We start from the raw sequence: 13,820 nt of genomic DNA, 5'->3' as shown, positions 1-13,820 counted from the left end.
GGTTGGATCTGCTCGGCGGTGGTCTGCCCGCCGAGTTCGGGTGAGGTGTGGTCGTATTCGCGGCGGTGGTCGATCTGGGCCCTCGCCGCGGGTCGGTTGCAGTGCGGGAACACGCACCGGGGGTGGATCAGTCGCAGGTAGCGGCGTAGGTCCGCCGATGGCCGGTATCCGGAGCTTCCGCGTGCCCGGACGAGTGCAGGCGGGGCTCCGGGCGGGCTCGAGTCGCCCGGGTGAGGACCACCGTCGTCCGCACAGGTCTCCCCTGCACGTCCGTCGTCCAGATCTCCGTCGTCCAGAACTCCACCGTCCAGATCTCCGTCATCCGGGCCTTCGTCGTCTGGGCTGGTGTTGCCATCCGGTGCGTCGCCGTCCGGCCCGTGGTCGTCGGGTCCGAAGTCGAATCCGGTGCCACCGGGGTCGTCGTGTCCTTCGAGTCGCGCGACGATATCGCGCCAGGCCCACTGGAAGTCGATCGCGCCACGCGGCTCGGTCTCGCTGGAGGCGTCGCACGCCGCCCGGCTCGATAGTCCCGCAGCATCGTCGTGGTCGGTGATCCGGCGGCCGAACGGCCGGATGACCGCGTCCTCGCGGGCCGCCAGTGCCCGCGCCAGCGCCAGGCTGATCGGGCCGTACCCCTCGAGGTACGCGAGCCCGCCACGACGGCCGGGCGCCGGGTTCGATGCAGAGTCAGCGGCAGCATCTGCATCGACTCCTGCGTCAGCGTCTGCGCGGGCAACGGCATCTGCCTGCGCGCCTTCGTCATCGGCGGCACTGGCACCCGCGGCGCCCTTATCCGCGTGTGAGTCCGCAGCGGAGCTATCCTCCGGCACGCTCTGCTCGGGCGCACCCTGGTCGGGCGTGTCCGGATCGGCGAGGTCGGTCTCGTTGATGACCACGTTGATGAGGGTGACGAACCGGGTGATCACACCGTCCGCGTCGGGCTCGCCGTGGAACCGCGCCGTACGGTACTTGCACTCGGCGTTCCCGCACGCGCAGCCGAGGGTGCTGTACCCGCGGATCAACTGCGCCAACCCGTCGGCCTGCCGCTGCGGCACGGTCCGCGAGTCATCATCACAGACCGTGGTCGCGATGTACTGCACTCGGGCGGCGATGTCTTGCATATCCGGCGAAGGCAACAACGCGAAGGCCATCGCCATCCCGTCGTCCGCGGGGCGGAAGGTGACCTTGCGGTCCTGTTCGGCGAGCTTGCGACGCCGCTCCGCCGCGTCCGGGTCGATCGCACCGACCAGCAGATCCACCTGTTCACGCAGCGCGGGGATCGAGAGCACCTCGTAGTCGCGAGTGAGCCGCTCATGCAACGCCGCATCGAGATCACGGACCTGCGAGGCGCTGAGTACCCGCGAGCGCCCCAACGCGATCTCCGCAGCCTTCGGCGTGATGACGTTCTCCCCGATCAACCCGAAGACCTTCGGAAGCCGTTCGATCAACCCGACCGCGACCTCCACCACGTGCACCGCCGCGGCCGAGCCCAGGCGGAGCAGGGTGGAGATCTGCGCACTGAGTGCGACCTCCGCGGCGGCCAAACGCTGCCGCGCCTCGACCGCCTCCCGGTAGTTCGCGGGTTGGGCGAGGTACTGCGCCTCATCATCGGCGTACAGGGCGCGGTGCAGCGCGTAGACCGCGGTCATCGTGCGGCAGTACGCAACACCCTCGACCCGCCGCTGTTCGAATAATACTTCCGCTACCGCACGATCTTCACCCCGTGCATCAGCGAGCTCCTGAGGAACCAAATCCTCAGGGAGTTCACGTAATGCGTCCGGTAGGGCCATGACTCCATGATACGCCTATCCGTTCGATCACGCCATTGTTTAGAACACTACGGCATACCGATCGACGCAACCGTCCGTGCATGCCCCTCGCGAAGAACAAAGTGTCCGGCGAGCCCCAAGGAGTCGGCGAGGAAACCACGCACGGCATTGATTTCGGCCGCCGTACAATCGAGAAGCACCTTGGTCTCCACGTCGCGCTTACGCACGTCGGCCGTCAACACCACCGCGACGACCCCCACTCCGGCATCGGTGCCCACGAAGACGTCGACTCCCTCACCGTCACCGCCGGTCGTTCCCGCGAGAAACCCGTAGTCGAGCGGATAGATCGCCCGCGGATACCGGGGATGCGCCGTGCCCCGCGGGCGGTCGATGACCACCTTCGATGTCCGCACCAGCTCGTCGAGGACCCGGAAGTACTGCGTGGCATCGTCGCTCATGGAGTCAGGCCACGCCGCTCGAGCAGGGGCGCGATATCGGGATCACCGCCGCGGAAGTCGCGGTAGGCCTGCGAGGCGTCGACACTGCCGCCGCGGGAGAGCACTGCGACACGCAGCTTCTCGCCGTTCTCGCGCGTCGGTCCGTCGTGCGCGGTGAACCACGCGGAGGCGTCGGCATCGAGCACCTCGGACCAGATGTAACTGTAGTACCCGGCGCTGTAGCCGCCCGAGAAGATGTGGTTGAAGAACGGCCCGCGGTAGCGCGGCGGGACGCCCGGCACGTCCAACCCCGCGTCGGCGAGCGCGGCGGACTCGAAGCCCTCCACGTCGTCGACGACGGTGCCGGGCTCGATCGTGTGCCATGCCAGATCGATGACGGCCGCGGCCAGGTACTCGACGGTGCCGAATCCCTCACCGCGCGTGCCGGGCTCGAGAACCGACCGGCGAAGCCCCTCGGGCAGAGGTTCCCCCGTCGCGTGATGCCGGGCGTAGCCGTCGAGGATCGCGGGCCAGGCGGCGAACATCTCGTTGAACTGCGACGGGAACTCGACGAAATCGCGCGGCACGCTGGTGCCCGAGAAGTACGGGTAGGTCACTTCCGAGAGCAGGCCGTGCAGGGCGTGCCCGAACTCGTGGAAGACGGTGGTCACCTCGTCGCGGCTGAGCAGAGCGGGCCGCCCGTCCGGCGGGCGAACGAAGTTGCAGACGTTGATGATCACCGGCTGCGCGTCGAGCAGGCGGGACTGGTCCACGAAGCTCGTCATCCACGCCCCGCCCCGCTTGCTGGGCCGCGCGAAGTAGTCCCCGACGAACAGGCCGAGCGGCGCACCGTCGGGCCCCGTGACCTGCCAGGCGCGCGCGTCCGGATGGTGCAGGGCGAGGTCCGTGCGCTCGGCGAAACCCAACCCGTACATCCGCGAGGCCGCCTCGAAGACGCCCTTCTCGATCACGTTGTCGAGCGCGAGGTACTCGTTCAGCGCGGGTCCGGATCCGCCGTCGCCGGCCTGCGCACGCTGCTCGGCAACGCGGGCGTAGAAGGGCCAGTCCCAGGCCTCGATCGCATGGCCCGCAAGCTCTTCCAGCTCGGCGCGCTCGGCGGTGGCGTTACGCGCGGCGGGTACTGCCAGGTCGCGGAGCATGCCGAGGGCCGCCTCCGCCGTACCGGCGGTCTGGTCGGCGATCTGATAGGCGGCGTGGTGCGAATACCCGAACAGCGCCGCGCGCTCCGCCCGCCGGCTCGCGACGCGGGCGATCAGCTCCCGGGTGTCGTTCTCGCCTCCCCGGGTGTTCCTGCGCGACGACGCCTCGTACACCGCCCGCCGCGAATCGCGGTTCGTCAGGCGCGCGAGGTTCGGCTGATTGAGCGGGTAACCGAGGGCGAGGAGGTACCCGTCACGCCCAGCCGCCTCGGCGGCGGCGCGAGCTCCGGCGACGGCGTCCGCGTCCAGCCCGTCGAGCTCGGCCTCGCTCGCGAAATGCACTGCGGAGGCGTTCGTCTCGGCGAGAGTGCGCCGGGAGAACTCGGTGGTGAGCTCGGCGAGCTCGGTGTTGATGGTCCGCAGCCGCTCCTGGGCGGCGTCGTCGAGCCCTGCCCCCGCGCGAGTGAACCGGAGGTGGTAGCGCTCGAGCAGCCGAAGCTGTTCGGGATCGAGACCGAGTTCACCGCGCCGCGAGTGCAGCGCGTCGACGCGGCCGAAGAGCGCCTGGTCCATGAGGATCGCGTCGAAATGCGCCGACCACAGCGGCGAGATCGCGGCCTGCGCCGCCTCCAACGCATCGGTGCGATCGGTGGACGTCAACGAGAAGAACACCGCCGCGACGCGCCCCAGGTCCTGCCCCGCGCGCTCCATCGCCTCGACGGTATTGGCGAACGTGGCGGGCTCGGCATCGCCGGCGATCGCCGCGATCTCCCGACGGTGCCGCGCGAACCCCTCGGCGAACGCGGCCTCGAAGTCCGCGTCCGCGAACGCGGCGAAGTCAGGCAGGGCGAAGGGCAGGGTGCTGGGGGCGAGAACGGCGTCGACGGTCACCTCTCGAACCTACCGGGACAAGCCCCCACCCGATCTGAGTAGTTCCACGGATCCACCGAGCACAGGCATCCGCGACCGTGGACGTATGACACATCCGGTGGTTCCCCATCGTCGCCGTACCGGCCCGGTGATCGCAGATCTGGTCGTCGCCACGGTGCTGTGGGGGCTGCTCGTCCTCGCGGGCGGGCTCGCGATGTTCTTCGCGGTGATGTACTTCTCCGCGAGCGCGCCGGGTTGCGCCGCAGGAAGCCCGTGCGCAGCGCGCGAGCAGGCCGAGTTCGCGGTCGTCGTGCTGTCCGCGGGCGTGCTGGGCGGCTGGGCGGTCGCCGGAGTCGGCAGCGTCGCCTGCGCGGTCGTGCGGAGGTCCGTCTGGTACTGGCCCCTGCTCGGGATCCTCATCGCGTCCGCGGGCACTTGGTGGGGCTTCCGCCTGGTGATCGACGCGGGCGGGCTCCGGTGACCTCAGTCGGAGACGCTGACACCCACGTGCGTGGCGAGGATCTCCGCGAGTCCCGCTCAGGTGACGTCAGTCGGTGACGCTGATCCCGAAGTGCGCGGCGAACACCTCCGCCAGGCCGACGACCTGCAAGTGCGACATCGTCGCCCCGGAGATGCCCTCGATCCCGCGGATCCGCTCCACCTGCAGACCGCGCAGGTCCACGTGCTGCAGCTTCGCACGCGTCACATCGAGCTCGCCCGCGCGGCAGTCCTCGAACGCCACGCGGGTCAGGGTCGCGTCACCGGCGTCGATGCCGTCGAGCACGCACTCCCGGAACACGACATCGGTGAGTGCGGCGCCCCGCAGGTTCACGAATCCGAGACGGACGCCGGTGAAGACGACGGAGCGCAGTTTGGAGTCCATCAGCTCGACGGCGCCGATGCGGGCATCGTCGACCTCGACCTGCCGGAAGGTCGAGCGGGACGCCCGGAAGCCCGTCGTGAACAACGAGGAGATGCGGGTCTCGAGGAACGCCGACTCGGTGAACACCGCGTCGCGGACCTCCCACCCGACGAGCTCGCACTCGCTGAAGGTGATCCCGCCGAGGTCGCGGCCCTTGACCGTCGGTTCGGCGAACCGCTGCCGGTCGTGGGTGTCTCCGGGGATGAGATCGTCGGTGACGCCGTCCTCGAGGTCCGGCAGCCGCAGCGGCGTGATCTTGGGTGCGACGAGGCCGGCCATCAGCCCAGCACCTCGGCGACGGCACGGAGACGGGCCTCGGCATCCGCCGCGATCGACGCCACCACCTCGCGGGCGGGGCGCACCTCGTCGACGAGGCCCGCGGCCTGTCCGGCGTAGACGACACCGAGCTCGGGCATGGCACCGTCGTACGCGGCGCTGACGGCCTCCTCGGTACTGGACGAGGCGTCCACCCCGTCGCCGTCGTGCCACCGTTCGGTGAAGTCGTTGGTGAGCGCGCGCCCGAACCACCGCGTGGGCCAGGGCTGATGCCGGGCCTTGTCGAAGACATCGGTGTAGACGGTGTCGACGCTGCGGGCCTTCAGCAGCGCGGGGATCGCGTACTCGGGGCCGATGGTCTCGGGCGAGGCGAGCAGCGCCGTGCCGACCAGCGCGCCCTGTGCCCCGGCCGCGAGCACCGCCGCGAGGCCCGCGCCGCTGCCGATGCCACCGGCCGCCAGCACGGGAAGATCCGTCGCGCGGAGCACCTCCTGCAGCAGTGGCAGGGTGGCGATGCGGCCGGTGTGCCCGCCGGCCTCACCGCCCTGGGCGACGACCGCGTCCACGCCGGCGGCCTCCACCTCGCGCAGGTCATCAACGGAGTTGATCTGCGAGATCACCACGGCCCCCGCGTCCTTGACGCGCTGCACGAAGGGCGCGGGATCGCCGAAGGACAGCGAGACGAGCTTCGGCTGCGCGGCGAGCACGGAGTCCAACAGCTCGGGGCTGTCCGCCAGCGACCAGGTCTGCAGGCCGAAGGCCAGCGGCGCATCGCCGCCGGCGGCCGCGCGGATGACGCGCAGTTGCTCGTCGATCCATTCGGGCGTGGCGTAGCGGGCAGCGCCGATCATGCCCAGCCCGCCCGCCGCTGTCACCTGCCCGGCGAGCTCGCCCCCGGCACGGCCGCCCATGGGGGCACCGATGATCGGCAGGTCGATGTTCAGGGTGCGCGTCAGCCAGGTGTTCCACACACCGACGAGGCTACGCCCGTGGCAGGATCATCACTCATGGCCGTATCCGTGGACCCTGAGATCCGCCGTATCCGCGCACTCAGGCTTCGAGCCCAGGGGTTGGTGCCCGGCGTTCGGGACTGGCGCACAGCGGAGGACGCCGCGCGCGGGATGCTCGCGATCCAGGCGCAGGACGGTGCGGCGGCCCGGTTCGCACTGTCCCTGCGCGCCGCGGATCATCCCGACGATGCCGCCGTCCTCACCGATCTGGCAGAGGGGCGTATCACCCGCAATCGGCCCGCGCGGGGCACGCTCCAGATCACGGCCGCCGAGGATCTGCACTGGCTCAGTGCCGCGCTCACCGACCGTTCGCGGACCGAGGCCGCCAAGCGACGTCCGGCACTCGGACTCTCGGACGCCATGGTCGACGGTGCCGAGCGGACCATCCGCGCGGAACTGGCGGGCGGAAAGGTCCTCACGCGTCCACAACTCGTGCAAGCGTGCGCGGAGAACGGGGTCGTCCTCGACAACGGTCAGGCCGGGCACGTCCTGCGGCATCTCACCGAGCTCATGGCGATCGTGTTCGCCGATCCCGCGTCGAAGACCGATGTCTTCGCCCTGGCCGACGAGTGGATCGCAGATCGTCGGGAGCCGGATCACGCACTGGGCGAAATGGTCTCGCGGTTCGTCGCGGCCCGCGGCCCGGTGACCCGGCAGGACATCGGCAAGTGGGCGTACCTGCCGATGGGAGCCGTCGACGAGGGCATCACCGCCGCGGGCCGCGCCGTCGAGACCGTCGAGCTGGCGGGGACGACCTACCTGGTCGCGCCCGGCACCGTCGACATCACCGACGCGGAGGTCGACGAGGCGCTCGCGCGCCCCCTCCTCCTCCCCGGATTCGACGAGTACATCATCGGATACGGTTCCCGCGCACCGCAGCTCGACGAGCAGTACCTGGCGCGGATCATCCCCGGGCGCAACGGTGTGTTCAAGCCGATGATCGTCGTCGACGGCGAGATCGTGGGCACCTGGAGCCGGAAGGCCACAGCGAAGAAGGTCACCGTCGCGCTGGAGCCCTTCACCTCGCTCACCGCTGCCACGAAACGACGCCTCGCCGAGCCAGTGCGCGACTACGGACGGTTCCTCGGTCTCGGGGCGGAACTCGCGTAGCGCGAACGGTATCCGTGTCCGCGCGGGACATCGCCGTTCGAGAGTGGACAGCGCGGACGACGAACCCGGGACACGGGCCCTGGGTCCCGGGGTCGTCGAATCGGTTGCGCGGACGCGTCAGTTGCGCGCCATCCAGCTGTTGTTGCCGCCGTTCAGGTCGTAGGTACTGGTGGAAGCGGTCACCGGGATCGCCCGGAAGGGGCAGCCCCAGCTGGGCACGACCTGCTCGATCTGCAACGAACGTCCCGCACGGAGTTCGCCGGCCGACTTGCTGACGCCGCCGTTGAACCAGACGGTGACGTCGTGCGCCACCCCCGGGCCGTTGTTGGTGACCCAGCCGTGGTCGATCAGCGAATTCGGCTCGGCCCGACCGGGCAGCGGCCCACCGCAGCTGACGTATCCGAACGCCTGTAGATCCACGTACGGGGGCGCAGGATCCGCCGAGGCCGTACCGACCGAGAGCATCGTCGCCACACCCGCGACCGCGAGCCCGAACACTCCCGTTGTCCTCATCTTCATGGTTGATCTCCCCAATCCTCCGTCGAACGACGACCGGCCGCAGCAGCGACCCAGCGTCAGTGTGACGCCGGTCACATTGTCGCGCGTCCGAGACGGAAAACCAACCTTTGGCGCTACGGCTGAGACGAAAGCGGCTGAAGTTTCCCGTGATTCAGGCGAGTCGCGTCACGCGGACGTTTCCACCACCGGCGCCTGCACCTGGATCGCATCGACCAGCGGGCGCAGTTCGGGCTGTCCCGCAGCCTCGGACAGCGCCTCCCGCAGCACCCGCTCCTGGGTCGGACGCGCCGCAGTGAGGAGATCCCACCCCGCCGGGGTGAGCTCGGTGTAGATGCCGCGACGGTCGTCCGCGCACAGGATCCGGGTCAAGAGACCCCGATCCTCGAGCCGGGTGACGAGGCGCGTCGTGGCACTGCTGGACAGCGCGGCGGCACGCGCCAGCTGGCGCATCCGCATGTGCCAGCCATCCTGCCGACTGAGCGCGTCGAGCACTGTGAACTCGACGACGGAGAGATCGTGCCCCGCCTGCAGCGAGCGCTCGAGATCGTTCTCGATCAGCGCATGCAGCGCGACCAGCGTGCGCCATCCCCGTGCGCGGATCTCCACCGCATCGTCGGCGATACCCATGGTGAGGACCCCTTTCGTCGTAACTACGAGCATAGCACCTTGCGAAGATTATCGGCGTGTGCAACTATCTATTCGTTGTGTGTGCAACTACTGCAGACGCCGGTGATTGCAGACGCGCCAACCATCCCGACTTCCTAAGGAACCTCATGCCCATCGCGCTGTTCGCGCTCGCCCTCGGGGGCTTCGGCATCGGACTGACCGAGTTCGTCATCATGGGACTGCTCCCCGAGGTCGCGCGCGACTTCGCCGTCAGCGAGACCGTGGCCGGCTACCTGATCTCCGGCTACGCGCTGTCCGTGGCCATCGGCGGCATCATCCTCACCGCGGCGCTCGGCCGGGTCAATCGCAAGCACGCCCTCCTCGGACTCCTCGTCCTGTTCATCGTGGGCAACCTGATGTCGGCACTCGCCGGTACCTACGAATTCATGCTGGCCGGCCGGATCGTCGCCGCCCTGTGCCACGGCGCGTTCTTCGGCATCGGCGCCGTCGTGGCAGCGGACCTCGTCGCCGAGAACCGCCGCGCCGCAGCGATCTCCATCATGTTCGCCGGACTGACCGTCTCGAACGTGCTCGGCGTGCCGCTCGGCACGTTCCTCGGACAGGCCGCGGGCTGGCGGTCCACCTTCTGGGCAATCACGATCATCGGCGTCCTCGCCCTGATCGGTATCGCCGCACTCGTCCAGAACACCCCCGCCGCCCCCGCCGGCAGCAACCCCTTCGCCGAGTTCCGCATCTTCCGCAGCCGCCAGGTGTGGCTGTCGATGCTGGTCACCGTGCTCGGCTACGGCGGCATGTTCGGCGCCTTCACCTACATCGCATTCACCCTCACGGAGGTCGGCGGCTTCGCGTCCTCGTCCGTGCCGTGGCTGCTCGTACTGTTCGGCGCGGGCCTGTTCGTCGGCAATCTGCTCGGCGGGCGGGCGGCGGACCGGAACCTGCCGCTCACGCTCATCGTGCTGCTCGCCGCGCTGACGGTGGTCCTCGGCGTGTTCGCACTGACCGCCACCTCGCAGATCGCCACCGTCGTCGCGCTGATCCTCATGGGCGCCTTCGGCTTCGCCACCGTGCCCGGACTGCAGATGCGCATCATGAACTACGCCGACGACGCCCCCACTCTCGCGTCCGGCGCGAACATCGCCGCCTTCAACCTGGGCAACGCGTTCGGCGCCTGGGCCGGCGGGCTCACCCTCGCCGCCGGGCTCGGCTACGTCTCCCCGCTCTGGGTGGGCGCCGGCATCACCCTCGCCGGTCTCGTCGCCTACCTCATCGCCGCCCGTGTCCGCGGAGGCGAGTTCGACCGCTCCACCGACTCGGCGCCGATCCCCGTCGCCGCCTGACTGCCCCTCCCTCCACCAGAACCCAGGAGTACCCCATGACCACCATCCCGAACATCACCCTCAACGACGGCATCCTCATGCCCCAGGTCGGCTTCGGCGTCTTCCAGGTGCCGGACGACGAGGCGCAGCGCGCCGTCGAGACCGCACTCGAGGCCGGCTACCGCAGCATCGACACCGCGATGATCTACGGCAACGAGACCGGCGTCGGCCGGGCACTCGCGGCCTCGGGCGTCGCCCGCGACGAGCTCTTCGTCACGACCAAGCTGTGGGTCGCCGACCTCGGCGCGGGTAAGGCGCGCGCCGCCCTGGACGCGAGCCTCGAGCGACTCGGCCTCGACCACGTGGACCTGTATCTCATCCACTGGCCCGCGCCCGCGACCGACGACTACCTCGACACGTGGCGCGAGCTGCAGGACCTGCGCGGCACGGGTACCCGATCGGTCGGCGTCTCGAACTTCGCGCCCGAGCACCTCGACCGCGTCGCCGCGCTCGGAGCGCCGCTCCCGGCCGTGAACCAGATCGAACTGCACCCCTCACTGCAGAATCGGGAGACCGTGGCCGCGAACCGGCGCCACGGCATCGCGACCGAGGCCTGGAGCCCGCTCGCCCAGGGCGCCGCACTCGGCTCCCCGGCCGTCCTCGCCGCCGCGGAGCGGCACGGTGTCAGCCCCGCCCAGGTGGTGCTGCGCTGGCACGTCCAGAACGGCACCGTCGTCATCCCGAAGTCGGTGACGCCCAGCCGGATCGCCGCGAACCTGGACCTGTTCGGCTTCGCGCTCGACGAGGACGAGACCGCCGCGATCGATGCTCTCGAGGCCGACGGCCGCACCGGACCGCACCCGGAATCCTTCAACGGCTGAGCGTTCAGCGAGCCGGCTCAGTCCAGGCGCCAGTCCTCGTAGGCCCGCGGGTCGTCGATCGGCTCGATGTGCACAGTGATCCGCAGGTCGTCGAACAGCGCGTCGAGGTCCGCCTCGACCTCCTCTGTGACGTCGTGGGCGCGCTGCACGGTCCAGTCGCCGGGCACGAGCATGTGCATCTGCAGGAAGCGCTCGTGCCCGGACTCGCGGGTCCGAACGTCGTGGAAGTCGATGCCCGCGACCCGGTGGCGGTCGAGCACCTCGTCGATCTGCGCTCGCTCCTCGACCGGCAGCGCGGCGTCCATCAAGCCGGCGCCCGACTGCCACACCAGGCGCGCACCGACGACGAGGATGTTCACCGCCACCGCGATGGCGATGAGCGGGTCCAGCGGTAGCCACCCGGTGAGGGCCACCAGCAGGACGCCCACGATCACACCGGCCGTGGTCCACACGTCCGTGATCAGGTGCTTCCCGTCGGCCTGCAACGCGAGCGAGCGGTGCCGGCGGCCGACCCGGATCAGGTAGAGCCCGACGAGCCCGTTGAGCACCGTCGCCGCGACGGAGATCGCGAGGCCCAGCCCCACCTGCTCCAGTGCCTGCGGGTTGAGCAGCCGATCCACCGCGGAGACGATGATGACCACCGCGGCGACCACGATCATGACGCCCTCGAGCACCGCCGAGAAGTACTCGGCCTTGGTGTGCCCGAAGTTGTGGTCGTGGTCCGCCGGCTTGGCCACCACCTTGAGCGCCACGAACGCTGCGACGGCCGCGACGATGTTGACGGACGACTCGGCCGCGTCGGAGAGCAGGCCGACGGAGCCCGTCAGCCGCCACGCGAGGATTTTCAGCGCGATCACGACGATCGAGGTCGCGATCGACAGCAGGGCGAAGCGCGACAGGTCCTGCCGGACGCCAGGACCCGCGCCCGGGGCTGCCGGGCTCGACGGTGCGGTCACCGTCGGGACACTACTTGCCCTTCGGCTTGTCCGCCGAGGCGTCCGACGAGAGCGCGGCGACGAAGGCCTCCTGCGGGACGTCGACCCGGCCGATCGTCTTCATCCGCTTCTTGCCCTCCTTCTGCTTCTCGAGCAGCTTGCGCTTACGGCTGATGTCGCCGCCGTAGCACTTGGCGAGCACGTCCTTGCGGATGGCGCGGATGTTCTCGCGGGCGATGATCTTCGAGCCGATCGCGGCCTGCACCGGCACCTCGAACTGCTGGCGCGGGATGAGCTCCTTGAGCTTGACGGTCATCTTGTTGCCGTAGGCCTGGGCACCGTCGCGGTGCACGATCGCGCTGAACGCGTCGACCGCCTCGCCCTGCAGCAGGATGTCGACCTTCACCAGGTCGGACTGCTGCTCGCCCGCCTCCTCGTAGTCGAGGGAGGCGTAGCCGCGGGTCCGCGACTTCAGCGAGTCGAAGAAGTCGAAGATGATCTCCGCCATCGGCAGCGTGTACCGCAGCTCCACGCGGCTCTCCGACAGGTAGTCCATGCCGCCGAGCTCACCGCGGCGCGACTGGCACAGCTCCATGATCGTGCCGACGAACTCGCTGGGCGCGATGATCGTGGTCTTGGTGATCGGCTCGTAGGTCTCGCGCATCCGGCCGTCGGGCCAGTCCGACGGGTTGGTGACGATGAGCTCCTTGCCGTCCTCGCCGACCACGCGGTAGACCACGTTCGGTGCGGTCGAGATCAGGTCGAGGCCGAACTCGCGCTGCAGCCGCTCGCGGGTGATCTCCATGTGCAGCAGCCCGAGGAAGCCGCAGCGGAACCCGAACCCGAGGGCCACGGAGGTCTCCGGCTCGTACGTCAGCGCGGCATCGTTGAGCTGCAGCTTGTCGAGCGCCTCACGCAGGGCAGGGTAGTCGGAGCCGTCCACGGGGTACAGGCCCGAGTAGACCATCGGCCGCGGCTCCTGGTAGCCGGTGAGCGGCGTCTCGGCGCCCTTGCGCGCGGTGGTCACGGTGTCGCCCACCTTCGACTGCCGCACGTCCTTCACACCGGTGATGAGGTAGCCGACCTCGCCCACGCCGAGCCCCTTCGAGGCCTTCGGCTCGGGCGAGACGATGCCCACCTCGAGCAGCTCGTGGGTGGCACCCGTCGACATCATCTGGATCTTCTCGCGCGGGACGATCTTGCCGTCCACCACGCGGATGTACGTGACCACGCCGCGGTAGGTGTCGTAGACCGAGTCGAAGATCATCGCGCGGGCGGGCGCGTCGGCATCGCCGACGGGGGCCGGCACCTTCTGGACCACCCGATCGAGCAGCGCGTCCACGCCGGCGCCGGTCTTGCCGGACACGCGCAGCACCTCGTCGGGCTCGCAGCCGATGATGTGCGCGATCTCTTCGGCGTACCGGTCCGGGTCCGCAGCGGGAAGATCGATCTTGTTGAGGACCGGGATGATCTCGAGGTTCTTGTCCATCGCCAGGTACAGGTTGGCGAGGGTCTGGGCCTCGATGCCCTGTGCGGCATCCACCAGCAGGATCGCGCCCTCGCACGCCTCGAGTGCGCGGGAGACCTCGTAGGTGAAGTCGACGTGACCCGGCGTGTCGATCATGTGCAGGACGTAGTCCTCGCCGTCCACGGACCACGGGAGGCGCACGTTCTGCGCCTTGATCGTGATGCCACGCTCGCGCTCGATGTCCATCCGATCGAGGTACTGCGCGCGCATGGCGCGCGCCTCGACGACCCCTGTGATCTGCAGCATCCGGTCGGCCAGGGTGGACTTGCCGTGGTCGATGTGCGCGATGATCGAGAAATTTCGGATACGCGAGGGCTCGGTGAAGGTCTCGTCGGCGAAGCTGGGAATCGGTCTCACTCCTCGGGCGGCTGGCCGGGTCCCCGGCACACGTCACCGTCCAGTTTCTCATGCCGCCTCGCGCGGCCGCACCGCGGTGAGCGAGTCCCGGCGACTACGTCCG

13 protein-coding genes are annotated in these 13,820 nt (G+C 69.6%); 4 read left to right on the top strand and 9 right to left on the bottom strand.

Annotation, left to right across the window (positions count from 1 at the left end; genetic code table 11):
• The 3 genes from AXK61_RS04970 to AXK61_RS04960 all read right to left on the bottom strand — a co-directional run.
• A partial coding sequence (locus AXK61_RS04970; protein ID WP_068744122.1) for a DUF222 domain-containing protein occupies positions 1-1,649 on the bottom strand: 1,649 nt, incomplete at its 3' end.
• A gap of 188 nt (positions 1,650-1,837) precedes the next feature.
• Complete coding sequence (locus tag AXK61_RS04965; protein ID WP_068572459.1) at positions 1,838-2,227, bottom strand: inorganic pyrophosphatase; 390 nt, start codon at positions 2,225-2,227, stop codon at positions 1,838-1,840.
• Complete coding sequence (locus tag AXK61_RS04960) at positions 2,224-4,257, bottom strand: M3 family metallopeptidase (RefSeq protein ID WP_068572458.1); 2,034 nt, start codon at positions 4,255-4,257, stop codon at positions 2,224-2,226. The genes AXK61_RS04965 and AXK61_RS04960 overlap by 4 nt, the downstream gene beginning before the upstream one ends.
• Positions 4,258-4,342: 85 nt before the next feature.
• On the opposite strand from AXK61_RS04960, the gene AXK61_RS04955 reads away from it, so the two are divergent.
• Positions 4,343-4,717, top strand: coding sequence for a hypothetical protein (locus AXK61_RS04955; RefSeq protein WP_139057992.1), 375 nt, complete (start codon positions 4,343-4,345; stop codon positions 4,715-4,717).
• 66 nt (positions 4,718-4,783) lie between these two features.
• On the opposite strand, the gene AXK61_RS04950 is transcribed toward AXK61_RS04955, so the two are convergent.
• Together AXK61_RS04950 and AXK61_RS04945 are read right to left on the bottom strand one after the other, a co-directional pair.
• Positions 4,784-5,437 (bottom strand): pentapeptide repeat-containing protein, encoded by a 654-nt coding sequence (locus AXK61_RS04950; protein WP_068744120.1) that lies wholly within the window; start codon positions 5,435-5,437, stop codon positions 4,784-4,786.
• Entirely contained in the window at positions 5,437-6,405 is a 969-nt protein-coding gene (locus AXK61_RS04945; RefSeq protein WP_068572452.1) for an NAD(P)H-dependent flavin oxidoreductase, read from the bottom strand. Before AXK61_RS04945 ends, AXK61_RS04950 begins: the two co-directional genes overlap by 1 nt.
• 36 nt (positions 6,406-6,441) lie before the next feature.
• Between AXK61_RS04945 and AXK61_RS04940 the strand changes: the two genes are divergently transcribed.
• The gene (locus tag AXK61_RS04940; RefSeq protein WP_068572450.1) at positions 6,442-7,554 is read left to right on the top strand and encodes a winged helix DNA-binding domain-containing protein; all 1,113 of its coding nucleotides are present in this window, start codon (positions 6,442-6,444) and stop codon (positions 7,552-7,554) included.
• Between the two features lie 117 nt (positions 7,555-7,671).
• Here AXK61_RS04940 and AXK61_RS04935 read toward each other — a convergent pair whose 3' ends face one another.
• Complete coding sequence (locus AXK61_RS04935) at positions 7,672-8,073, bottom strand: hypothetical protein (RefSeq protein WP_139057991.1); 402 nt, start codon at positions 8,071-8,073, stop codon at positions 7,672-7,674.
• A 165-nt stretch (positions 8,074-8,238) separates the two neighbouring features.
• A complete protein-coding gene (locus AXK61_RS04930) occupies positions 8,239-8,700 on the bottom strand; it encodes a MarR family winged helix-turn-helix transcriptional regulator (protein ID WP_068572446.1) in 462 nt (153 codons plus the stop codon).
• 146 nt (positions 8,701-8,846) lie between these two features.
• Between AXK61_RS04930 and AXK61_RS04925 the strand changes: the two genes are divergently transcribed.
• Positions 8,847-10,037 (top strand): MFS transporter, encoded by a 1,191-nt coding sequence (locus tag AXK61_RS04925; RefSeq protein ID WP_068572444.1) that lies wholly within the window; start codon positions 8,847-8,849, stop codon positions 10,035-10,037.
• 35 nt (positions 10,038-10,072) lie between these two features.
• The gene (locus tag AXK61_RS04920) at positions 10,073-10,897 is read left to right on the top strand and encodes an aldo/keto reductase (protein WP_068572442.1); all 825 of its coding nucleotides are present in this window, start codon (positions 10,073-10,075) and stop codon (positions 10,895-10,897) included.
• Positions 10,898-10,914: 17 nt separating this feature from the next.
• Here AXK61_RS04920 and AXK61_RS04915 read toward each other — a convergent pair whose 3' ends face one another.
• Complete coding sequence (locus AXK61_RS04915) at positions 10,915-11,853, bottom strand: cation diffusion facilitator family transporter (RefSeq protein ID WP_068572440.1); 939 nt, start codon at positions 11,851-11,853, stop codon at positions 10,915-10,917.
• Between the two features lie 10 nt (positions 11,854-11,863).
• Positions 11,864-13,717: a translation elongation factor 4 gene (lepA, locus tag AXK61_RS04910; protein ID WP_175400040.1), complete on the bottom strand. Its 1,854-nt coding sequence runs from the start codon at positions 13,715-13,717 to the stop codon at positions 11,864-11,866.
• Positions 13,718-13,820 lie beyond the last annotated feature (103 nt).

It is taken from the genome of Tsukamurella pseudospumae, from assembly GCF_001575205.1.
Lineage (GTDB): Bacteria > Actinomycetota > Actinomycetes > Mycobacteriales > Mycobacteriaceae > Tsukamurella > Tsukamurella pseudospumae.
This window is presented reverse-complemented; position numbering and strand designations above follow the sequence as displayed.

Coding starts and splice junctions, on each gene's coding strand:
- AXK61_RS04940 (WP_068572450.1), top strand. CDS start 6,442: ATGGCCGTATCCGTGGACCCTGAGATCCGCCGTATCCGCGCACTCAGG.
- AXK61_RS04955 (WP_139057992.1), top strand. CDS start 4,343: ATGACACATCCGGTGGTTCCCCATCGTCGCCGTACCGGCCCGGTGATC.
- AXK61_RS04935 (WP_139057991.1), bottom strand. CDS start 8,073: ATGAAGATGAGGACAACGGGAGTGTTCGGGCTCGCGGTCGCGGGTGTG.
- AXK61_RS04920 (WP_068572442.1), top strand. CDS start 10,073: ATGACCACCATCCCGAACATCACCCTCAACGACGGCATCCTCATGCCC.
- AXK61_RS04965 (WP_068572459.1), bottom strand. CDS start 2,227: ATGAGCGACGATGCCACGCAGTACTTCCGGGTCCTCGACGAGCTGGTG.
- AXK61_RS04925 (WP_068572444.1), top strand. CDS start 8,847: ATGCCCATCGCGCTGTTCGCGCTCGCCCTCGGGGGCTTCGGCATCGGA.
- AXK61_RS04930 (WP_068572446.1), bottom strand. CDS start 8,700: ATGGGTATCGCCGACGATGCGGTGGAGATCCGCGCACGGGGATGGCGC.
- AXK61_RS04950 (WP_068744120.1), bottom strand. CDS start 5,437: ATGGCCGGCCTCGTCGCACCCAAGATCACGCCGCTGCGGCTGCCGGAC.